The 20,680-nt window shown below is 39.3% G+C and carries 16 protein-coding genes and 1 pseudogene; 6 read left to right on the top strand and 11 right to left on the bottom strand.

Features of this window, described 5'->3' with window-relative positions:
- Both tnpA and HMPREF9965_RS05335 read left to right on the top strand, forming a co-directional pair.
- The coding region (tnpA, locus tag HMPREF9965_RS05330; RefSeq protein WP_000496645.1) for an IS200/IS605 family transposase at nucleotides 1–416 on the top strand (416 nt) is incomplete at its 5' end.
- 208 nt (nucleotides 417–624) lie between these two features.
- Complete coding sequence (locus tag HMPREF9965_RS05335; RefSeq protein WP_000890073.1) at nucleotides 625–1,266, top strand: hypothetical protein; 642 nt, start codon at nucleotides 625–627, stop codon at nucleotides 1,264–1,266.
- A 78-nt stretch (nucleotides 1,267–1,344) separates the two neighbouring features.
- Here the strand turns inward: HMPREF9965_RS05335 and xerS are convergent, their stop codons facing one another.
- Complete coding sequence (gene xerS, locus HMPREF9965_RS05340; protein WP_000817873.1) at nucleotides 1,345–2,415, bottom strand: tyrosine recombinase XerS; 1,071 nt, start codon at nucleotides 2,413–2,415, stop codon at nucleotides 1,345–1,347.
- Nucleotides 2,416–2,751: 336 nt separating this feature from the next.
- On the bottom strand, nucleotides 2,752–4,104 hold the full coding sequence (locus HMPREF9965_RS12635) for a zinc-ribbon domain-containing protein (protein ID WP_255264842.1): 1,353 nt from the start codon (nucleotides 4,102–4,104) through the stop codon (nucleotides 2,752–2,754).
- A 277-nt stretch (nucleotides 4,105–4,381) separates the two neighbouring features.
- On the opposite strand from HMPREF9965_RS12635, the gene HMPREF9965_RS05355 reads away from it, so the two are divergent.
- Together HMPREF9965_RS05355 and HMPREF9965_RS12720 are read left to right on the top strand one after the other, a co-directional pair.
- The gene (locus tag HMPREF9965_RS05355) at nucleotides 4,382–5,230 is read left to right on the top strand and encodes a hypothetical protein (RefSeq protein ID WP_004243307.1); all 849 of its coding nucleotides are present in this window, start codon (nucleotides 4,382–4,384) and stop codon (nucleotides 5,228–5,230) included.
- Nucleotides 5,231–5,752: 522 nt separating this feature from the next.
- Nucleotides 5,753–6,141 (top strand): annotated as a pseudogene (locus HMPREF9965_RS12720) (IS982 family transposase); the annotation flags it as partial.
- 543 nt (nucleotides 6,142–6,684) lie between these two features.
- Here HMPREF9965_RS12720 and HMPREF9965_RS05360 read toward each other — a convergent pair.
- From HMPREF9965_RS05360 to ylqF, 4 genes are read right to left on the bottom strand one after another with little or no spacing between them, the layout of a single operon-like run.
- Nucleotides 6,685–7,425: a CPBP family intramembrane glutamic endopeptidase gene (locus HMPREF9965_RS05360; RefSeq protein WP_000827853.1), complete on the bottom strand. Its 741-nt coding sequence runs from the start codon at nucleotides 7,423–7,425 to the stop codon at nucleotides 6,685–6,687.
- A gap of 51 nt (nucleotides 7,426–7,476) precedes the next feature.
- Complete coding sequence (locus HMPREF9965_RS05365; protein WP_000392530.1) at nucleotides 7,477–9,027, bottom strand: ClC family H(+)/Cl(-) exchange transporter; 1,551 nt, start codon at nucleotides 9,025–9,027, stop codon at nucleotides 7,477–7,479.
- A 16-nt stretch (nucleotides 9,028–9,043) separates the two neighbouring features.
- The gene (locus HMPREF9965_RS05370) at nucleotides 9,044–9,823 is read right to left on the bottom strand and encodes a ribonuclease HII (protein WP_000207515.1); all 780 of its coding nucleotides are present in this window, start codon (nucleotides 9,821–9,823) and stop codon (nucleotides 9,044–9,046) included.
- Entirely contained in the window at nucleotides 9,810–10,661 is an 852-nt protein-coding gene (gene ylqF / locus HMPREF9965_RS05375) for a ribosome biogenesis GTPase YlqF (RefSeq protein WP_000201327.1), read from the bottom strand. Before ylqF ends, HMPREF9965_RS05370 begins: the two co-directional genes overlap by 14 nt.
- A gap of 209 nt (nucleotides 10,662–10,870) precedes the next feature.
- Here ylqF and mazE point away from each other — a divergent pair, with 209 nt between their 5' ends.
- Together mazE and HMPREF9965_RS0102260 are read left to right on the top strand one after the other, a co-directional pair.
- The gene (mazE, locus tag HMPREF9965_RS05380; protein ID WP_001098940.1) at nucleotides 10,871–11,086 is read left to right on the top strand and encodes a type II toxin-antitoxin system PemI/MazE family antitoxin; all 216 of its coding nucleotides are present in this window, start codon (nucleotides 10,871–10,873) and stop codon (nucleotides 11,084–11,086) included.
- Nucleotides 11,070–11,426: a type II toxin-antitoxin system PemK/MazF family toxin gene (locus HMPREF9965_RS0102260; protein ID WP_000560796.1), complete on the top strand. Its 357-nt coding sequence runs from the start codon at nucleotides 11,070–11,072 to the stop codon at nucleotides 11,424–11,426. Before mazE ends, HMPREF9965_RS0102260 begins: the two co-directional genes overlap by 17 nt.
- Nucleotides 11,427–11,459: 33 nt before the next feature.
- Here the strand turns inward: HMPREF9965_RS0102260 and HMPREF9965_RS05385 are convergent, their stop codons facing one another.
- The 5 genes from HMPREF9965_RS05385 to HMPREF9965_RS05405 form a co-directional block, all read right to left on the bottom strand.
- Nucleotides 11,460–12,638 (bottom strand): hypothetical protein, encoded by a 1,179-nt coding sequence (locus tag HMPREF9965_RS05385; RefSeq protein WP_000174750.1) that lies wholly within the window; start codon nucleotides 12,636–12,638, stop codon nucleotides 11,460–11,462.
- 122 nt (nucleotides 12,639–12,760) lie between these two features.
- Nucleotides 12,761–16,414 carry a helicase-exonuclease AddAB subunit AddA gene (gene addA, locus HMPREF9965_RS05390; protein ID WP_000802718.1) on the bottom strand — a complete coding sequence of 1,218 codons (3,654 nt, stop codon included), beginning with the start codon at nucleotides 16,412–16,414 and terminating at the stop codon, nucleotides 12,761–12,763.
- Nucleotides 16,411–19,686 (bottom strand): ATP-dependent nuclease subunit B, encoded by a 3,276-nt coding sequence (rexB, locus tag HMPREF9965_RS05395; protein WP_000772390.1) that lies wholly within the window; start codon nucleotides 19,684–19,686, stop codon nucleotides 16,411–16,413. Before rexB ends, addA begins: the two co-directional genes overlap by 4 nt.
- Nucleotides 19,687–19,792: 106 nt before the next feature.
- The gene (locus tag HMPREF9965_RS05400) at nucleotides 19,793–20,212 is read right to left on the bottom strand and encodes an EVE domain-containing protein (RefSeq protein WP_001138494.1); all 420 of its coding nucleotides are present in this window, start codon (nucleotides 20,210–20,212) and stop codon (nucleotides 19,793–19,795) included.
- Nucleotides 20,205–20,666, bottom strand: a complete 462-nt coding sequence (locus tag HMPREF9965_RS05405; protein WP_001123436.1) for a MarR family winged helix-turn-helix transcriptional regulator — start codon at nucleotides 20,664–20,666, stop codon at nucleotides 20,205–20,207. The genes HMPREF9965_RS05400 and HMPREF9965_RS05405 overlap by 8 nt, the downstream gene beginning before the upstream one ends.
- Nucleotides 20,667–20,680: the final 14 nt, after the last annotated feature.

Raw genomic sequence — 20,680 nt, forward strand, 5'->3', positions numbered from 1 at the left:
ATCACATTGTGTTCAGCCCTAAGTATAGACGAAAAGTCATTTATAATCAATATCGAAGTAGTTTGGGAGAAATATTCCACCGATTATGTAGTTATAAAGGTGTTGAGATCATCGAAGGTCACTTAATGCCTGATCATGTACATATGTTAGTCAGTATTCCACCGAGGATAAGTGTTTCAAGTTTCATGGGGTATTTAAAAGGTAAAAGTGCATTCATGATGTTTGACAAACACGCTAATCTCAAGTATAAGTTTGGGAATCGGCATTTCTGGGCAGAAGGTTATTATGTGAGTACAGTGGGACTTAATGAAGCCACAATTAGGAAATATATCCAAGAACAGGAAAAACATGATATAGCATTAGATAAATTAAGTGTAAAAGAATATGAGGATCCCTTTAGGGATAGTGGTAAGTAATGCGAACACCTCTTTGAGAGGTTTGTGAAGAGTCAAGAGCAATGAGGCTTGAACAACGTGAAAGCCAGCGTCTTTAGGCGCTGGCTGGTAATTTGGGCTTATAGCCCTGGTGCAAACCACCCGTTAGACGGGTGGTTATGATTTAGACTTGATAATCAAGCTGATTAGAGTATAATAGAGAGGAAAAATGAAAAGGAGTTATTCATTAATGTTAGAAATTCCAGTAGAAAGTCTTAATCTATTTGAACAGTTAGACCGCAATGTTGTTGCTTTTTATAGAAATGAAGAAATTTCCCAAACAGAAAGTTTAAATATAAGTATCACACAAGAACATTATGATAAGAAAAATAAAGAGCTGCAGCCTTTAGGATACCAAGCTGTTCAAATACCTTTAGGAATGGCTTTAGATAATGTAATCCAGCAAGCCTATTTCCAAAATCTTATAATTGGCGGTCTTCTTCCCGATGAAATCAAAGTAAAGAAAGAGGACTTAATGCCTTTGAAAGACATTGTTGATAGTTTTTGTATTATGTACGCTGCAGCAAATAACCGACTGGAAAATGGTAAAGCTTATGAACTGATGAAGGATAAGACAGTGTATTTTATTGGTAAACTGTTGACTGACAGTCTTAAAAAAGGTGACGAAATTTCGTATATGGGAATCGAAAGAGAATCAGCTGATGGAACTTCTTATGAAGCAGTAAAATGCTTTCTAACTAAAGAGAGCGCTGAGCAATATAATGATGCAAAAAGACCAGTAAGCCCAGCAAATCTAGCCTATCTGCAAGCCTTTTGGGGTAAACCAGTAATTATAGAGCCTCACCGTAACTACTGGATTGAGTTTAAATAAATAAAAAACGAAAGATAAAGGAATTGGTCTTTCGTTTTTTAGCGATAGTTTATTTACATAATTTATAATATGTAACACCTATAAACTGTCTAAGGCATTCTTTTGTTCATCATTGACGATATGGGTATAGAGGTCAGTGACTTGTGTACTAGCGTGTCCTAGCTGATGGCTGACCAAAACTTGCGATTTAGTCGCATCATAGAGCCTAGTCGCCAGAGTATGGCGTAGTTTATGGGGAGTTACACGCACTTTGAAGTCCTCAGAGTACTTGGCGACCATTTTTTCAACGCTGGAAGCATCAATACGGTTCGGAACACCTCGGTAGAGTGTCAGAAAGAGTGCTGTATCCGTCTTTTCAGTCTTATATCGTTGATTTCGAATGGCGAGATAATTCTCTAGGTAAGGCTTGGCAAAGGCCGCGACATTGACCGAGTCACGTTTACCACCTTTTCGAGTAACATCAATAACCATCATTTTGAGATTAAGGTCTCTTAGATCTAGATTAACAGCTTCAGATAAACGGACACCAGATGCTAGGAGAAGAGCGATAATGGCCAAATCACGTTCCTTATTTTTATTGAATGACGAGAGCGCGCGATTTGAGAGCTGTTGTGGGTACTCTTGGTCGATATAAGTCAGAAAACCTTCTGTTTCATCACCTAGAAAGAGCTTTTGCTTGATGTTTTCAGCTCTGGCAGCAAGGGTTTCTTTCTTTTTCTTAGTTGAAACTTTCTTCATTACATTACGATAGAAATAAGGCTCCCCTTGGTCGTTTTCAACTTCCTCAGTTAGATACTTGTAAAGACTGGAAAGAGCTGATAAGGTCCGATTGATAGTTGTCTGTGAAACACCTTGTTTGGTTGTATTAGCATTCAGCAAAGGTCGTTCTCGTAGATATAGGATAAAGGATTCCATGTCTTTTTTTGTCATATGTTCTAAGACAGATAAAGGGATATCGGCCATTGTATCAACGTTTGAAATGCCAGACTCCAAAACCCAGCTGAAAAAACGATCGTATTCCTTGAGGTATTCGTACAAGGTTGTAAAACTGTAGGGAACAGCAAGCTTAGATTGGTAGTATTCCAAAACATACCAGGGCATGATTTGTTTTAGTTTGTCGATTCGTTCCAGTAAAATCTCACGTTTCATGTATTTTCTCCATAATTAAGTCTACTAGTAGTATAGCATAGACCAATATATTTTTCAAGAAAATTATAGTTTTTCGGAAAGATGCTATGGGAGCTTTTTTAAGTGAAAAAAATATTGTCAGTAACCAAAAATTTTTTTTAAGCCAATTACACTCAATTATGTACTTTATTTAAATGAACACTGGAAATTTTTAAAGCTATCCACCTTCTATAAAATGTACTTTATTTAAGTGAAAACTAAAAATTTTTCAAATGTACATTTTGACAATAAAAAACACTCCAATATCAATTTAATGATCTTTAGAGTGTTTTTAGCTTGTTTGATTTTAATAATTTATTACATCTTTAATCTAACGAAATGCTCCTGTTTTCTTCTTAAACCTTTGCAAATTGAGCAGCTTATTAATGAGCGCTTCTCATACTTAATTTTTTCATTAATTTTTAGTTTGTATCGATGATTTGAGTTTTCTTTACATATCCACCATACAGTTTGTTGATATTTCTCATTGATTGCAGTCGGGTCTGCTAAAAGAATATTATTAAGATAGTCCCATTCGTTCATTAAATGTTTATGAGTCGTTTCTAGGTCGTTAAATCCTTTTAACACCTCATTATTTTGACAATATGGACAACAAGATTCTTTCATTAGAATCTTTTTCTTAACAGTTTGTTGATATTCTCCTTTACATAAGGAACATTTCCACCATGCTCTATAATTTGAATTACATATAACTGAGCATGATTCCCTATCATTTAAAGCTGACCATTCCTTAATCACCAATGGATGTGTAGTCGCAAGATCGTTAAAACCTTTTAATACTTTTATTTTTCTACAGTATGGACAAGATTTTTTACTAGTTAACTTATCTTTAATTACCTGCTGGTATGTTTCTGAACATACATTACATTTCCACCATGCTTTATAGCTTGATTTGTTGGTTAAACAATTTAATTGTTTGTCATTTAAGCTTGACCATTCTTTTATTAAGTGAGGGTGAGTTGTTGCAAGATCATTAATTCCTTCTATTAATTTTCTATTGGAACAATAAGGGCAACATTTATCGTCTTCAGCTCTATTAGAAATTTTTGCCTTATAGTTTCTGTGGCATTTTCTACATATCCATTCAATTATATCGTTTGAATTAGCGAAAACATTATAAATGTCCCCATTAATATTTTCTAGCCATTCTGATTTTAAAAATGATTTTTTGTAACCCAATGATTCTTCAGGTTTAGGTATTTTTTTATTACAGTAAGGGCAAATTTTCTTGAGTTCTCTATTGTTAATATTCGAAAATTTATCTAGAACAATACTCAGTTTTTCATTAAATTCTAAATTACAACAGTCGCACAACCATATATATTTTTTATTTTTAGCTTCTGATAGAGTTATTTCATCAATTTTTTGGATATTCTTGTTGCTCCAATAACTAGTTAGTTCAGGATGAATGTCAGATATTGTATTATATCCCTTTAATGGTTGTTCATCATTACAATATGGACAGCTATCTCTTACTTCTTTTCTTATTGGAATTGAACAAAGGTATTCACCTTGACAAACCGAACACTTCCACCAATATTTTTTTGTTTCAATGTGACTTAGTGCTAAATGAACAGGTAATCCATTTTTATCGCTCCATTCTTCCTGTAATTTTGGGGAAATTATAGAGTATATCATTGTTAAAAACAAGTGTATCCCAATCACAGTTGTTAGGACATGTTTCAAAATTACTATTTTCTAAGTCGGTTCTTGAAATCATTTCAATAGGACTGCAATAAAAACTGACATGGCAACAAGGGCATTTCCAATTTATACATTCAGAAGACCTATACCTGTATGGTGTAAAGAAAAAATCTGAAAAGCTTGTATACATTATGAATAATTGCTTCATAGAAAACAATTTAAATTTGTGTTATACTATGGATGTATTTGAAAGATAAGAACTTATTCAAAGAAAAGGTTTTAGATGGAAAGATTAGTTTTTATTGGGTTGCTGGTTTTCTTAGCACTATTATTCATAGGCATAGTTCTTGGCTTGCGCTCATATTTGAAGAGAAACGATGTGAATGGTGTACCTATGTACGATGCGCCTGCGAATGAGCAAACCAGAACCGGCAAGCTGAGTTTGAAAGAGAACATCTTTTATATCTCAATGATCCTAATCAGTCTTGCGGTTGCTTTATTTATAATGAGCAAGTTTAGACACGGTGCAGCTCCAATTGGTTCTGCGATTGTAACGCCATCGATTATGGCCTACTTCAATGCGCGTAAGAGAACGGGAAAATCATGGATATACATTGTTGCAGTACTTATGGTATTTGTATTTTTGATGTTCGCATACATACTGATAGGTTTACCTGACAAGGCACCAGCTTTGATGATTAGTAATACGGAGATAAAGTTATCTGAGACGAAGGTGTCGGATTTGATGGATAAGGGGAATGATATATATGTATCAAATGGTAAACAGGACTACTCCGATTATGATGAGCTTTTGACATCGGGAAGCTATACTAAATACCAAGGAGCTGGGGTTAGCGTACCAAACGGCTTTAAGTCATATGACTCAGCAGTTACGCGATCTACCTATCTTCTTGTAAAGAAGAATGTAGTTCTCGGATGTATAGGTGTTTACGGAGATAAGAGGAAGAGTACGGAGCTGAAGGACTGTGTAGTTACGCAGGTTTGCTTCGATTCTGAGTGCACAGCTGTTGCCAAAAAATATGGAATTTCATATAATATAGATGGTATAGATTTGCTAAAGAAGCTTGACGAAAACGAGTTCACGAAAGTATTTGGGAAAAAATATGGCTGACTCCAAGCGAGCCAAGAGATGAATATTTGGGTCATTATGGCGTGCAGTGGGGAGTTTGCAGGGATAATTAGGCAAAATGAAAAAGAAAAAAGTACTAAGTAAGACAAAGTATGCTATTTATCTTCTAGTGGTCCACCTTATATGCATACTTTTCACTATAAGCAAAATAGTGATACCTTCATGGGGTCACTGGTTAGAGACGACACGCTTTCTTTGGACAAGCTTTCCTACCTATGTATGCGTGTTAATAGCCATTCTCCCAATGGTATGCTTTTGGCCATATTTGATTAGTGCAGATTTTAAACCGGGTACAGCAAAGACCTTGCTTGCAACTTTTGGTCTAATAGTAGGTAACGTGACTCTGATTTTGATATATACGACTATTTTGCACAAGGTATTATAGGTATAAAAAAATCCCTTTATAGGGATTTTTTGATTGCTTCAAGTAGCTCGTCATATTCTTCAAATGCTGGAACTTCTGGGTGATCCTTCTTGATTGATTCGGTGCTTCTAAACAAGAATCCTTGTGGGTGTCTCCTTGAAAGAAGTCGGTTTAATCGACGGTCAAGGCAGTTGATTTGGTTAGTCCAAATTATTCGGCAAGCCATAAATACTCAAATTTCTCCCAATAACATTGTCATCATAGATAGTTTCCCCTTATCACTTTGTCAACCAGTCCGTAACCATAAGGTTACCATCTTTGAACGCCTTTACGTCAAAATATGGCAAGAGCTAAACAACATAATCATTGGAAACTAATGGCTATGAGACGGACTATTGAAACTCGATTTTCAGAACTTTGTGCTTTTTTTGATGTCGAACAAACACTAGCTAGAGGCTTAACAGGATTGCAGTTGAGAATGGAGCAAATTGTACTGACTTATAATCTGACATACTTTGAGATTAACTAGCACCACGAGTAAAAATCTATATCTTACTATCAATAAGACCTTAAATGAGTAGCAAAAAATGTACAATTGAACCACTACTTCTTCTGCATCTATTAGAGTAAAAATGTACAAATCAATTCCTTAAATCAGATGATGTTATGAACTAGAAAATATACAAAATAACACTTCAAAATAATGTACAAAATAAAAATAAAGTACACTCCTTAAAGAATGTACTTTATGCTTCTAATTTAGTTGTATCAATAGTTTAGCTCGCGTTAAGTCAATTGTACATAAACCTTTAGTTTTAAAACAAAGACCTGGTTCCGCAATCATAAGAATCAGGTCTTTTGTGTGTATGTAATCCAGTAAAAAAACAATAAGTCATGCTTGTGTTTTGATTTCTCTAAAATATTTCAATTGCCATTATTCCTTTGCTGTCTTTTGTTGAAAGAATGTTTTTACGAATAGCCACCTCGCGTTTGGAATTATGATGTATGTCATCCTTAGCAAATAACTTTTGCAAAGAATAATAAAGAATAATACTGTTTCCAACAAAATCAGTTACCGACTATTCTCATCTTTTTTATGTACTACCATATAGCAGGATACCAAGATGACAAAGATTTTAAGTAGGTAGGTTTCGTATCGATTAGTGTCTATGGTTAGCTGAGACAAAACGTTAATGATTGAATGTGTCATAACGCAAATCCAGAGATTTTTTGTTTTGATATAAAGAGCTGAAAGTATGAAAGAATTCGTCAGCAATCCAAATAAAAACGGGAGAGTTTGCAGTGTTGCTAGGGAACCATCTATGTAAAAGAACAACAGATGCCAAAGTGCCCAGCTGAAAAAGGTTAGGATTGTTGAGTAAAAATATGGCAACTTCTCTTGTAAAATTGGTTGAAAGACATATCGCCATCCAATCTCTTCTATACCACCAAAGACAATAAATTTGAAGAATATCAAAAATGGGAGATACCAGCTAAATTCTATCATTTTCCCACCAAACATTAGAAAAGAAAAATCAAGGATAATTAGGGAAAAAGATAATAAATAGTGTTTATAACTGGTATGAATGTTAAAAAAATCTTTTACAATCTTTTTAAAATGAATATGAAAATAGTGATTTGCAACAATTATTCCCCAAAGCGCTGAAGAAATCCCACCTAGAATGATTCCTAAAATAGTTAATAGATTGGAATGAATAGAAAAATGATTCAAGAGAAAGAAAAGGAGACAAACTGATGCTATTTGGCTAAATGTGCCTAGCAAATATACCGCAATTGCCTTATTTCTTTTCATAGAGAATCCTTTCGAAAATATTTCACGTAAAATAAATTATGTAAACAAAACTTACAGCAACAAATCTTTGACTTTTCCAATTTCACTTTTTGGAATCACTAGGTGAATCATATCACCCAGATACATTCTAGTTGAGCCGTTAACTGTTTGGCTCTTGCCATTATGGACTTGGGTGGTGATGAGTACGTTATGTGGCAAGTTGAGTTCGTGAACCTGTTTTCCAGCGATTTTATCTGATACAGGGATTTCAATTAGGGTAACTTCTCCTTCGTCTGTTGCTTCTTCTGGCAGCATTTTTTCCAGCATGGCCTCATAGACTGGAGCACCCTTGAGTAGATCCATGACGATGTAAGCTACCAAGGTCACTAAGCCAAGTGGCATGAGGTTGCGAATATCTCCAACCATCTCGGTTACGAGTATCATAGCAGTTAAGGGAGCCTTGGAAATTGCCCCAAAGTAGCCACTCATTCCTAAAATGACAAATATAGGGAATTGCTCTTGACTGACAAGCCCAAGATTGACACAAATGACACCAACTAGGGCACCCAGTAAGGAACCAAGCGCCAGAATGGGAAGGAAAATTCCTCCTGGGAGGCCACTTCCATAGCTAATCATGCTCCAAACAAATCGAATCAAAAAGTAAGCTAATAAAACCTGAAAACTAAAATCTTGCTCAGTCAAAGAAAGAACGACCTGATTCCCACCACCAAGGATTTGTGGCAAGAAAATCCCAACTGGTATGATTAGGATAAAGGCTAGGATTGGATAATAAGCTCTATCCAAATGGATTTTTTGACCAATCCAGTCATAAATTCGACCAACATTGAGTACAGCTTTCTCATAGAGAAAACCAGAAAGCCCGAGAAAAACTCCCATAAGGAGGTATATCCAATACTGGTCTAGGGTCATGAGAGGAATATTGTCTGGCATATCCAGCACAGGTGTTAGTCCAAATATGAGTAGTGAGACAAAGTTTGCTACGATGCTGGCTGCTAGAGTTGAGACCCAGAAAAAACGTGAAAAATGGTGATAGACTTCCTCTACAACAAAGAGGAGACCTGCGATTGGTGCATTAAAGGCAGCGGCTAAACCTGCAGCAGCTCCACTGGCAATCAGGGAACGTTCCTCTACTGGACTGGATTTGAGCCACTTGGCGATGCCTTTACCACCAACAGCTCCAAGTTGAATGCTTGGCCCTTCTCGTCCTAACATAAGGCCACTGGCAATAGCAAGAATCCCTAGAATATATTTTTTCCAGAGGACACTCCACCAGTTAAGAGTCAGCAGTCCCTTTAGTTCGGCTTCGACTTGAGGAATCCCTGAACCCTTGATATCTTTTTCTGACCGAGTTAATTTCGCACTGAGCCAGCAAACTATTAAATAAAATAGGCCAATGATAAAAAGATTGCGCACTAGGTGCGCTTGATCTTGATAGAGTCCTTGTATCAGGTGGAAGCCCTTTTCGATTAAGAAACGAAAAGATCCGACGATTAGCCCGACGACGAGGCCAACAATGATTCCTCGGCCAACTTGGGATAATATGGTGCTTGAGGCAAAGGCAAATTCTTTCTTGGAGCTAAGTATTTCTGACTGTTCCTCCATAATCATTTCCTCCAACTTAACTTTCTTTATTTGCTGCAACCAGTGATTTTATCGGTTCAAAACTGGTTCGATGAATGGGAGTAACTCCTAGTTTTTCGAGACCTTCTAAGTGTTTAGCAGTTCCATATCCAGCATTGGCAGCGAAATCATATCCAGGATATTGGTCATCATAGTCCTTCATAATATTATCCCGTGTCACCTTGGCCACTATAGATGCGGCTGCGATAGAGAGGGAGTTGGCGTCCCCCTTGATAATTGCTGTTTGTGAAATTGGTAAATCAAGCTGCATAGCATCAATCAAGAGGTGCTCAGGTTGGGGGCTGAGTTGAGAGATTGCTTCTTTCATGGCCAGTTTGGTCGCTTCATAGATATTGACTTGGTCAATGACTTGATTATCCATGATACCAATTCCGATTGACAGGGCTTGGTTTTGAACGGCTTGGAAAATTTCAAGATGTTTCTTTTTAGGAATTTTCTTGCTATCGTTGAGACCTTTAATCTTACAATTTTTAGGTAAAATAACGGCTGCAGCGACTACAGGACCAGCAAGAGGACCACGGCCGACCTCATCAACACCTGCTATTAAGGTCAATCCTTGCTTATAAAGTTCCTTTTCATAGGAAAGCATGTTTTCTAGACGAAGATTTTCCTCGCGTTCAGCCTGAATGGATTTTTTACGCTTGCTGATTTCTCTTTGAACTCCTGTTCGGCTATCTTTTTCCAGTTCAAGAAAAAGGGGGGTGTCTAAGTCATTAACCCGAGCAAGAAGTTCTTTAATTTCTTTAATCGTCGTCATCGATATCGTCCAATGTATCTAAGGTGTAGTTACCGAGTTTTCCATCACGAACTTCCTTCACGAAAAGACTGTAAAAACGGTCGTAGTCGTCACGGAAACCGAGGGCGCGCGTCATATCCATGATGATAACAGGAGCTTCTTCTTCAATTTTCATTTGTTTAAAACGTTCAGCTAGCTTATCAGGATAATGTTCTTTGAAATAATTGAGACCAAAAATGGTTACTTCGTCCATAGGAAGCAACTGGTCTTTAATGGCTCCTGTTAGGGCTAGTTTGAGAGCGACAGTTTCATCTTCGAACTTAGGCCAGAGAATCCCTGGTGTGTCTAGAATTTCAAGATCTTTATTGGTTTTGAGCCACTGTTGCCCCTTGGTAACACCTGGTTTATTGCCGACAACTGCAATCTTTTTCCCAGCCAAACGGTTCATGAGAGTTGACTTGCCGGCATTTGGAATTCCGATAATCATGGTCCGCAAGGTTTCAATCTTGATACCGCGTTCTTTCTGACGTGCAATCTTATCAGCCATGAGCTTTTTAGCGGCATCTGTCACAACTTTTACAGTCACTTGCTCTTTGGAGTTGATAGCCAGAGTTTGGATTCCCTGTGATTCAAAATACTGACGCCATTCTTTAGTCATTGATGGATCAGCTAGGTCTGCCTTATTTAAAATCAAGAGCTTTGGTTTATCACCCACAATCTTGGTTAACATAGGATTTTGACTAGATAAAGGTAGGCGAGCGTCCACCAAAATCGTCACAAAATCAACAAATTTTAGATTCTCCTGAACTTGTCGCCGAGCCTTAGACATGTGGCCCGGAAACCATTGAATAGTAGCCATAATATTTTCCCCTTCCGACTAAAAAAACGTAATAAAACGTTTTCTTTCTCACCATCTATTCTATCATAAATTAGGTGCTTTTGCACAGGCTTTGACTAAAATAAAATCACACTATATCACATAACTTAATTTATGTAATTAAATGTTTACTTGACTTTATTTGCCGTTTGGTATATACTTTGTATATACAGTTTCGTGGAGGTAGAGTGATGAATACAGTAAAGACTCGGAAGGTGGGAAATTCGCTCACTGTGACCATTCCTAAAAATTTGGGGATGACAGAAGGGCAAGAAATGGTTGTCTACAAAGGGATTGACGGTGTCATTGTCTTAGCTCCAAAACTAAAAGATCCTTTTGATGGGATTACTGATTTGAGAATGACAAATGATTTTGAAGAGGTAAGGTTACTTGATAGCGAAATCTGATTATATTCCAGAAAAGCAAGATATCATTTGGCTTGACTTTGATCCATCAGTTGGTCGGGAGATTCAGAAACGGCGACCTGCCTTGGTTGTTTCTAGGAGAGAATATGCTTTGCAAACTGGTTTTGTGGCTGTCTGTCCCATTACCCATGGTCAAAAACATTTAGCAGAAAAAGGCCTGCTCGTTCCTGTCTCGTCGGATAAGGTAGATGGTGCCGTCAATCCATTTCAACTGTATACCTTTGATTTTCGGATGCGTAATGCTCAAAAAATAACAAGAATGGACACACAATGTTTTCAGAAAGTCGTCCAACTTTACCAGTATATCTTTGGAGATACCTAAATCCTACCATGCATAGACAAGGTAGGATTTTTTCTATATGAGTAATCTATCTAAGAACGGGTGAAGGCAGTTTGTCAAAATCCCTCTAATCCAGCTTTCTTGTGCAGATGATAGATGTTCTGCCTGAAGGCATTCTTTTAGAAAATCGCGGATTTGTTCTGGAGTAATTTCAAACTCAAAGGCCTTCATCTTGTAGAAAAAGTCGATGAGATGAACTGACAGATACTCGGTTGAAAAGGGAACTTCTCCAGTTTTTCGATACTCTAGTAAGAGTCGAGAAAATCTAGCTTTTTCATCAGGTAAATCACGAAAATAGGAATTAAGAAGCCAAGTCTGCTTCTGCTTTCGTTCAATCGGATCTTGATTTGCAATTCGCTGTTCCTTTTCCAGCTCTTTCTGGTTTTGTTTAGCCTTGATAGCCCGTTCGTCTCTATTCTTACCAAAGAGGATTTTCTCCCATTTTCGTTCTTCTAGGGTTAGGGTTTCTGTAAAGCCAAAGTAATCTTGATAAGCTCGTTCTGCGGGACCCATAGCAAGAATGAGATTGTCAGCGTATTGCTTGGCGATTTTATCTCTTTTCTTGCGTTCTTTCTCTGCTTGAATCCGTAAATGCTGCTCGTAGTCAATCTTCTCCTTGCCTAGTTTGACAAGGTAGAGTTGGTCATCGGTCTTACCAAGTAGAAAAGGTTTGATACACTTTTCAAGTACTTCTTCCATACGAGCCTTCTTCTTTGGTTCTGCCTTGGTCCAACTTCCGCCTTGAAAGACTTCTAGGAAGAGCTGATAGTCTCTCTCAGGCGCGAATTGATTGCCACGATTGGCTTTGAAAACACCTTTCTCCCAAAACCATTTTAGAAGTCGTTCGTCAAAATCGCTTTTATTAACCTTGATTTTTTCCTTTTTCTGAGCCTTTCTGGTTAGGTTTTCAACTTTTCTGAGTAGTTTTTCTTCCTCTTCCAGTTGCTGGTCAAGGGATAATCGATGAAAATGACGGACACAGTCACTGCCGATAGGAAAGAGACGTTGGCCTGTAACTCCGTTAAAGAGTTCGTAAGCGTATTTTATGGCATTCCCACAGACACAATTACTACGGCCAATGCCATTAAAAATCAAGGAAACTTCATTCCATTCCTTGGTAGCTTGATCCCAAGTATCGGCTTTTGAAGCCTGTAAAACCGCATCGTGCAGAGATTTTCTAACTGGAAGTGTCATGAGGTCTCCTTTCTAATACTCAATGAAAATCAAATAGCAAACTAGGAAGCTAGCCGTAGGCTGTACTTGAGTACGGCAAGGTGAAGCTGACGTGGTTTGAAGAGATTTTCGAAGAGTATAAATTATACTTTTACAACTTGAACCTCGTCTTTGCCGAGTAAGATCAAGTATTTTTCAATATTTTCAATCGAATAGGCTCGTGATAAGGCTTCTCCGTATAAGGCTAACTGACCACGATAGCGGTCTATAAGTTGACTTGGTTGATCGTAACGGTCTGTCTTATAGTCGAAAAGAACGATACGATCCTCATAAAGCAGATAGCCGTCCAAAATCCCACGGACAACGAAATCTTCCTGACTCTTTTGATCTTTTTTTAGCATGGAAAAAGGTTGCTCGCGATAGAGATGGTCTGTATTGGCGAGAATCTCCTGACCAAGTGGTGTGTCAAAGAAAGCTAGGATTTTAGAAAGATTGATCTTTTCCCTAACAGCTGGACTGGTTTGAACTTGTTTGAGAGTTTCTGCCAGACTAGCAAGTGTTGGTTGCTGACTGAGGTCAATTCTCTGCATGAGTTCGTGAGTGGAACTACCAATCTCAGCTCCAGTTACCTTTTCTTTGGTTGAAAAATCTGGTAAATCAAAGCTGATTTGCTTCTCAGTTGATTGAGTTTGGTTAGTAATTTCTACCCCTTCCATATCCATAACGGGTTCGTAGAATTTCTTGATTTGGCTTGGGGTTTGAACACTAGGAAGCTCAATGACTGCACGGTGAAGACTATTATAAACTTCCACCTCTTTCAGCATTTCCAAAGCTTCTTTGATGGTTTCTGACTGGCGGTTGTCTGCTTGAGAGCTATCTTGGAGAGGGCTCTTGTTTTCCAATTCTCCGATAGCTTCTCTAGTCAACTGGTCTTCACCAACAAAGCGATAGCTAAAGTTGAGATTGTCCTTGGCAAATACTTTACTGATAGCCCAGATCCAATCTTGGAAATTTCTTGCTTGCAGTCTGGTATTGCTACCTAATTTTCCGCTCTCAGCTGCCGGGTATTCCTTTGCTTCCAGCTTTTCACGAGAACCCTTGCCAACAAGATAGAGCTTTTTCTCAGCCCTCGTCATGGCAACATACAGCAGACGCATCTGCTCTGAATAGCTAGCCAGTTTCAATTCTTCTTCATTCTGCGTATAAGTTAGGCTAGGAATGGAGAGTTTGATGGTTTTAGGATAGTGTGTTTCCACTGCTCCTGTCTCTACCTTGGCAATGTATTTGACACCAAGCCCATTTTGACGACTGAGAATGACGTCTGACATCGAATCTTGCTTGTTGAAGTCCTGATCCATATTGAGGATAAAGACGTAAGGGAACTCCAGCCCTTTGCTCTTGTGAATGGTCATGAGTTCTACGGCATCTTTAGGCGGCGCGACGGCTACGCTTGCGAGGTCATGCTGAGCTTCCAAAACCTGATCAATCATACGTATAAAACGCGACAAGCCCTTGAAATTACTCTTTTCAAACTGGTCAGCTCGAAGAGCTAGGGCGTAGAGATTGGTCTGTCTGGCTGGACCATTTGGCAAAGCCCCAACATAGTCATAATAAAAACGGTCGTTGTAAATCTTCCAAATCAAGTCATAGAGAGAGTGGGTTTTAGCATACAGGCGCCAAGAATCCAAAATATCCATGAACTGATTTAGTTTTTCAGCTAGAGCTGTATGAATTAACTCTTTCTGGCTAGCTTCTTGTTTTTGAGCATTGACCAGTTTCTCATAGAGATTTTCTTGGACTTTATCTTCTGCCTTCTGAAGAGACAAACGTGCTAACTCGTCCTCATCAAAACCAAACATAGGAGACTTCATCAGGGCAACCAAGGCATAGTCTTGCAGGGGATTGTGAATGACACGAAGAGTGTCTAGCATGACTTGTACTTCTAAGGATTGGAGATAATTGTTTTGCTCACCGTCAGTTTTGACAGGAATCCCATACTCAGACAGGGCAAGTAGAATCTGGTCATTTCGACTGCGGCTGGAAGTCAAAAGGGCAATTTCCTTAAAGGCTACACCTTTTTCCTGATGAAGCTTCAAGATTTCCTTGATGACCAGGCGCATTTCCCCAGTTAATTTCGTTTCTGCTCGGCTCTCTTCCTCCTCTTGTCTACTGTCGTCCTTATCGTATAGGAGAAATTCTGCCTTATTCTCAGGATTGGGAGTTAGTTTGGCGTTGGCAAAAACAAGCTGGTGCATGCTGTCATAGTTGATTTCGCCGACCTCTTGGTCCATGAGACGCTCAAATACATCGTTGGTTGCTGACAGCACTTCTGAACTACTACGGAAATTTTCCTTGAGGAGGATTAGCTTGCCTTCTTGAGGATTTTGCGCATAACGTTGAAATTTTTCATTAAAAATCTGTGGATCTGCCTGACGGAAACGGTAGATAGACTGCTTGATATCCCCCACCATAAAGCGATTGTGACCATTCGACAGCAATTCCAGCATCCGTTCCTGAATGTGGTTTGTATCCTGATACTCATCGACCATGACTTCGTGGAATCGTTCCTGATAAGCCTCGCGGACTTGTGGGAAATTCTCTAAAATCTCAATGGTGAAATGACTGATATCAGCGAATTCAAAGGCATTTTCCTGGCGTTTACGTTCTCGATAAGCCTCCACAAAATCACTCATGAAGGTTTGGAAAGTTTTAGCTAGCTCCCAGGTGTCTTTATGATAATGTTCTTGATAATCGAGAATTGTTATCTGGTCCGCCAGTTGTCCTAGTTTAGCAAACTGAGCCTTTCTCTCATCGTTATAGGCATCAGCTAGTGGTTTCAAATCGGCCTTACGACTGGAGTTAGCTAGAGCTCGACCATTTTTCTCCTTCGAGATGGCAACAACACGCGCAAGCACTGCTTGATAAGCCTGACTATCGGACTCTTGATTTAAGGAGCCAATTTCATCCAGAACCTGTTGCACAGCTTCTAAATAGACAGCTTTGGGAAACTCCTTGGCATCATTATCCAGATGATAACGGAAGAAACTTTCCAAGTCCCAAAGCGCTTGCTTGATTTGCTCAGTTAGTTTGTCTTTTTCATTTGCAAAGTCAGCTGTTTCAAACCCTTTGAGAAAAGACTCGTTCAGCCATTTTTGGGGGCTACTGGTGGATTGAAGAAAATCATAGATTTTGTAGACTTGCTGGCGCAGACCACGTTCATCCTTGCCACGCCCAGCAAAGTTCTTCACCAAACGGCTAAATTTCTCTTTATTTTCACTTTGGTAATGCTCTTCAAAAACCTGATGAAAAACTTCGTTCTTTAAGAGTAACTGTTCACTTTCATCTTGCAAAATACGGAAGTTCGGTGCAATATCAATCAGATAACCATGCTTGCCAAGGAATTTTTGCGTGAAGGAGTCCATGGTTCCGATGGCAGCGTTTGGTAGATCTGCCAATTGACGTCCCAAGTGTTGTTTGAGATCGACATCATCGGTTTCTTGGATTTGTTGGCTGATTTTTTTCTCCAAACGTTCTTTGAGTTCTGTAGCAGCCTTGACGGTAAAGGTCGAGATAAAGAGTTGGCTGATTTCCACGCCACGCGCTAACTGGTCAAGAATTCGCTCTGCCATGACAAAGGTCTTCCCTGAACCAGCAGACGCTGAAACAAGGATATTTTGCCCTGCCGCATAAATGGCTTCGATTTGCTCGGCAGTTTTCTTTTGTTCCTTGCTCGAATTCGCTTCTGCTTCTTGCAGTTTTTGAATTTCTTCCTCAGTTAAAAAGGAAATGGGCTTCATCGATTCAACTCCTCTCTCATTTTTTCAAACCAAGCTTGCTTAAGTTTTTCTCCTACCAGACGCTTGCCATCAGATAAGTCTAATTTCTCAAGGAAACGGGCTTGTCCCAAGTGGTAATTGGCTTCAAAACCTGTGATAGCTTGATGCTGCTGAACGTACGGGGCAATGCTTCTGCCATTTTCGGTATAGGGATTGATAGCGAACTGGCCTTCTAAAATCTTCTCAGCTGCCTTCTTGTAAAGATGGGCATTGTAGTCCAATAAGAGCTGGAATTCCTCATCTGTCAGCTGATTGGCCTTGTTTTTGTTGTAAAATTCTCCCAAATGACTACTTTCTTTTTCTAAAAAGAGTCCCTGGTATTTCATTGATTTGCTAGCCTCTACTACTGCTCCAGCCAGACTTTTAACAGCTATAAGAGATTGGACAGGTTCAGCCATTTCCAAGTACATAGCGCCGAAAAAGTTCTGCTCCCCTTCTCTTTTTAGGGCAGCAAGATAGGTTGGCAGTTGGGAATTGAGCCCATTAAAGAAATGAGGAAACTGGAACTGGGTCAAGCTAGACTTGTAGTCTACCACTCCTAACGCTCCATCAGCTTTCAAACGGTCAATACGGTCAACCTTGCCTCGCACATGGACACTCCGACCATTATCCAATTGAATAAAGGTTTGGTCTTTGCCGCCAAATGTTGCCTCCTCTTGGATGGTTTCGATGGCTGGATTATGGCGGAGAATATGGCCCGTAGTTCGCGCGACATCAAGAAGAACTTCCTTGGTAAACTGGGCTTCCAAACTTTCCTGATAAATAGCTTCAAATTCGCGTTCTTGGCTGGTTTCCTTAATAGCTTGCTCCAGACGTTGATCAAACGGATTTTCAGCAGGGAGTTTCAAGGCACGTTCAAAAATACGATGTAAGAAATTCCCGTGACTGCGAGCATCTGGGCGCAGGCGCAATTCTTCCTGCAAACCTAAGACATAACGGAGGAAATAACTGTATTCATTGCGGTAAAACTCCGTCAAACCAGAGGTAGACAGGTAAAATTCTTTGTCAGCTGGATAGAGAGCCTGCAAGGTATCTTTTTCTAATGGTTTGCTGCTTGGACTAGTTGGGAGGGCTGGATTTGTAAGACCTTTTTGATCAAGTTTTTTCCCCATCACACGCGCTAGAACCTTGACAAAGGTCAAATCTTGCTCATTTTCACTAGAAGCAGCTTGCTGATGGTAAGCAACTAAGCTAGACAAGAGACTGTGATATGAACCCATATCCTCCTTAGACAGACCTTTGTGATGAATCTTCTTCTCTGTCCGATTAAAGCCAAAACTCACCAGTCCCTGAAGATAGGCCGATTCCTTACTCTCATTTTCATTGAGAAGACTTGGTGCTGACAACACCAACTGTTTACGGGCAGCATTAACTAAGGAAAGCATGGTGTAGCGATTTTTCTTAAGGTTTTCACTACTTGCAATCAGTAATTGCGCTCCCTCTTCAGTCGCATAGTTTAGGCTTTTTCTTTCTTCGTCTGTCAACAGACTGGTGTTTTGCGCGATTTTTGGTAAATGATCCTGAGTCAGTCCAATGGCATAGACAAAGTTAGCAGTCAGTGGTGCAATCAAATCGTAACTCTGCACCAGAACAGTGTCCACTGTAGCTGGAATAGTGCGATACTGAGATAAACTCATCCCTGAGTGGAGCAAGGATAGGAAATCCTCTAGACTAACTTGTGAACCAGCAAAAACGGTCGCAAATTGTTCTAAAACATGACAGAAGGCTTTCCAAACTTCGGCTTGTCTTTCCTGTTCATAAGCCTCCATAGTAGCTGTCAAGTCTTGCATCTGCTTGCTTAAGGCAGCATTTTTTAGAAATGTACTCCACTTTTGCAAGAGATTTTCAGCCTTCTGTTTCCGACTGGCAAATAAGGTTTCAAGTGGCGCCAAAATTCGCAGACGAATAACATTCAAGCGTTTCAAATCAAATTTTCCATGGTGGGATTTGGTGAAGGTCTGCTGAAAAGCTGGCAAGCCATTGATGCCAAGATAGCGGAGATATTGCTCAAAAGCATCAATATCAGCCTGACTAAGGTCAGTATACAAACCAGTTCTGAGGAGATTAATCAAATCTTCCTGACGAAAACGGTAGCGTTTCAAACGCAAAATAGATTCGACATACTGGGTTAAGGGATGATGAGCCATAGATTCGCTTCTACCAAGATAGAATGGAATCTGGTACTGGTCAAAAATGGTCTTTAAGGACAACTGATAAGAAGCCACATCCCCCAGCAGAATTCGGAAATGCTTGTAACTCAGTTCTGGATGGTCATGTAATTTCTGACGAATAGCGTGAGCCACCAGCTCCAACTCCTCTTTTTGCGTCAAGCAAGACCAGATTTGCAAATTTTCACGGTCCTTCTCATCAACATCCAAAGTGAGTTCTGAAAAGTCATAAGAAGACTCCAGCAAACGAGAGGCCTTGTCAAAACTATCCATGTACTCATGAGTCTGAGAGCGGTCTTGAGCAGGCGTTTGGTATTTAGCACCTAAATGATGGAGAAATTCTACGCTAGCTTGGTAGAGATTGCCTTCAGCGAAAGGACTGGTATAGGACTTCTTACTTGCATAAGCACCAATGACAATCTCAACACCTTTACGCTGGAGAAGATCCACCACATGCTCCTCCTCGGCGGAAAAACGGGTAAAACCGTCGATAACCAAAGCCAGCCGACTAAAATCACTACTTACCTTGTCATTCTCAATAGACTCAATCAAATGGGACAACTGACTTCCCTGAGCCAACTGGCTTTGATTGAGATAGGCCGTTACTTTCTCAAAAATCAAGAGTAAATCTGCTCGCTTATCCTCATCTGTCAGACTTTCCAAGTCCAAAAAGCTCATCTGAGCAGTCGTCATCTCGTGATAAAGTTCAATCAACTGCTGGATAAATTGAGGGTCTTGTTTAATAGCTCCATAAACTCGTAACTCTTTGGGATCAAGTTCAGCAAGGCATTTATAAAAAGCCATCCCAAGACCGATGTCATCAAGACTGGTCTTGACAGGCAAATCATTTAAAACCAGGTAACGAGCCATCTGAGCAAAACGCGTGACGGTAATCGCAAAAGAAGCCTGCTGGGACAAGCATTCCAGCACGGCGCGTTCCTTTTCAAAAGAAAGAGAGTTGGGGGCGATGTAGAAGACCCGCTTGCCCACAGCAACTAGCTCTTCTGCCTCTCTCGTTAAAATTTCAGTCAAAGAAGTCCGAATATCAGTATAAAGTAATTTCATCTCAGCCTCGTTTGGTTTATCAAAGTTTCTTACTCTATTATAGCAAAGTTCGCTTCACAGTCCAAATCCAAAATTCTAGTTGACAATCATTTAACTAACAAATCAATCAAGCATCATCTTCCACTTTCATATGTTGAAAAATATGGAGAAAAAAGTCTTTGGAAACTTCAAAATGTCCATAACGAAGTCGAGAAGTATAGTCTCTCCATTCAGGATGCTGTCTGGCTATTTCTATGGAGCAATCTTTGACGGGTTGATAATACTCGACATTTCGTCTAAAGGGAAAGAATCCTTCAAATTGCTCTACTTGATAGGCTTTGTCATCTATAATTTTACCTACGGCCACAAAAGCCTGTAACTTATCTTGACCATTCATATCGTATTTTGGACTATAGTATAAAAGGTAGTCACCTTTTTTCATACGATTTAAGGGACCGCCCTTTCCATGACAGACCTGACAAAAATTTCCCTCAACTCCTCTTAAAACATGGTTCTTTGAAACAACTCCGACCCAATATCTAGGCATTTTTATCCTCCAACACTGCTAACATGCGATTAAAACTTTCTCTATCGTTAGAAAGTTTTTCAAAAAATTTTTCATCAATCCCTTCTACTAAGGGTAAAGCTTGATTGACCTTCTCCGCGCCAGACTTCGTCACTGAGACCAGTTTTGCCCGACTATCCTTTGGATGTTGATCGCGTCTAATGTAGTCTTTCTTCTCTAGTAACCGGACAATCTGAGAAACCGTCATGACATCCATACCTGTGAAACGAGCAATATCAACTTGTGTTACATATTCCTCTCTATTAGTCAGAAATAAGAGCGAAGTCAAAACTATAAATTGGGGCAAAGTAAGACCAACTGACTTTAAAACTCTTTTTAAGTTGCTTTCCCATTTGTTGTAGACCTTGATGAAAAGAAGACCTGTAGACTCTGTTTCATCATTTTTGTAAATTGAATTAAACTGATAGATTGGCATTATTTCTCCTTAAA

The organism is Streptococcus mitis bv. 2 str. SK95 (assembly GCF_000222705.1).
In the GTDB taxonomy this organism is placed as follows: domain Bacteria; phylum Bacillota; class Bacilli; order Lactobacillales; family Streptococcaceae; genus Streptococcus; species Streptococcus mitis_AY.

Bases quoted from the DNA above. Each gene is read 5' to 3' on its own strand.
- xerS (WP_000817873.1), bottom strand. From the start codon at position 2,415: ATGAAACGTGAGATTTTACTGGAACGAATCGACAAACTAAAACAAATC.
- addA (WP_000802718.1), bottom strand. From the start codon at position 16,414: ATGAAGCCCATTTCCTTTTTAACTGAGGAAGAAATTCAAAAACTGCAA.
- rexB (WP_000772390.1), bottom strand. From the start codon at position 19,686: ATGAAATTACTTTATACTGATATTCGGACTTCTTTGACTGAAATTTTA.
- HMPREF9965_RS05360 (WP_000827853.1), bottom strand. From the start codon at position 7,425: ATGAAAAGAAATAAGGCAATTGCGGTATATTTGCTAGGCACATTTAGC.
- HMPREF9965_RS05355 (WP_004243307.1), top strand. From the start codon at position 4,382: ATGGAAAGATTAGTTTTTATTGGGTTGCTGGTTTTCTTAGCACTATTA.
- ylqF (WP_000201327.1), bottom strand. From the start codon at position 10,661: ATGGCTACTATTCAATGGTTTCCGGGCCACATGTCTAAGGCTCGGCGA.
- HMPREF9965_RS05385 (WP_000174750.1), bottom strand. From the start codon at position 12,638: ATGACACTTCCAGTTAGAAAATCTCTGCACGATGCGGTTTTACAGGCT.
- HMPREF9965_RS05335 (WP_000890073.1), top strand. From the start codon at position 625: ATGTTAGAAATTCCAGTAGAAAGTCTTAATCTATTTGAACAGTTAGAC.
- HMPREF9965_RS05400 (WP_001138494.1), bottom strand. From the start codon at position 20,212: ATGCCTAGATATTGGGTCGGAGTTGTTTCAAAGAACCATGTTTTAAGA.
- HMPREF9965_RS05365 (WP_000392530.1), bottom strand. From the start codon at position 9,027: ATGGAGGAACAGTCAGAAATACTTAGCTCCAAGAAAGAATTTGCCTTT.
- mazE (WP_001098940.1), top strand. From the start codon at position 10,871: ATGAATACAGTAAAGACTCGGAAGGTGGGAAATTCGCTCACTGTGACC.
- HMPREF9965_RS05370 (WP_000207515.1), bottom strand. From the start codon at position 9,823: ATGACGACGATTAAAGAAATTAAAGAACTTCTTGCTCGGGTTAATGAC.
- HMPREF9965_RS05405 (WP_001123436.1), bottom strand. From the start codon at position 20,666: ATGCCAATCTATCAGTTTAATTCAATTTACAAAAATGATGAAACAGAG.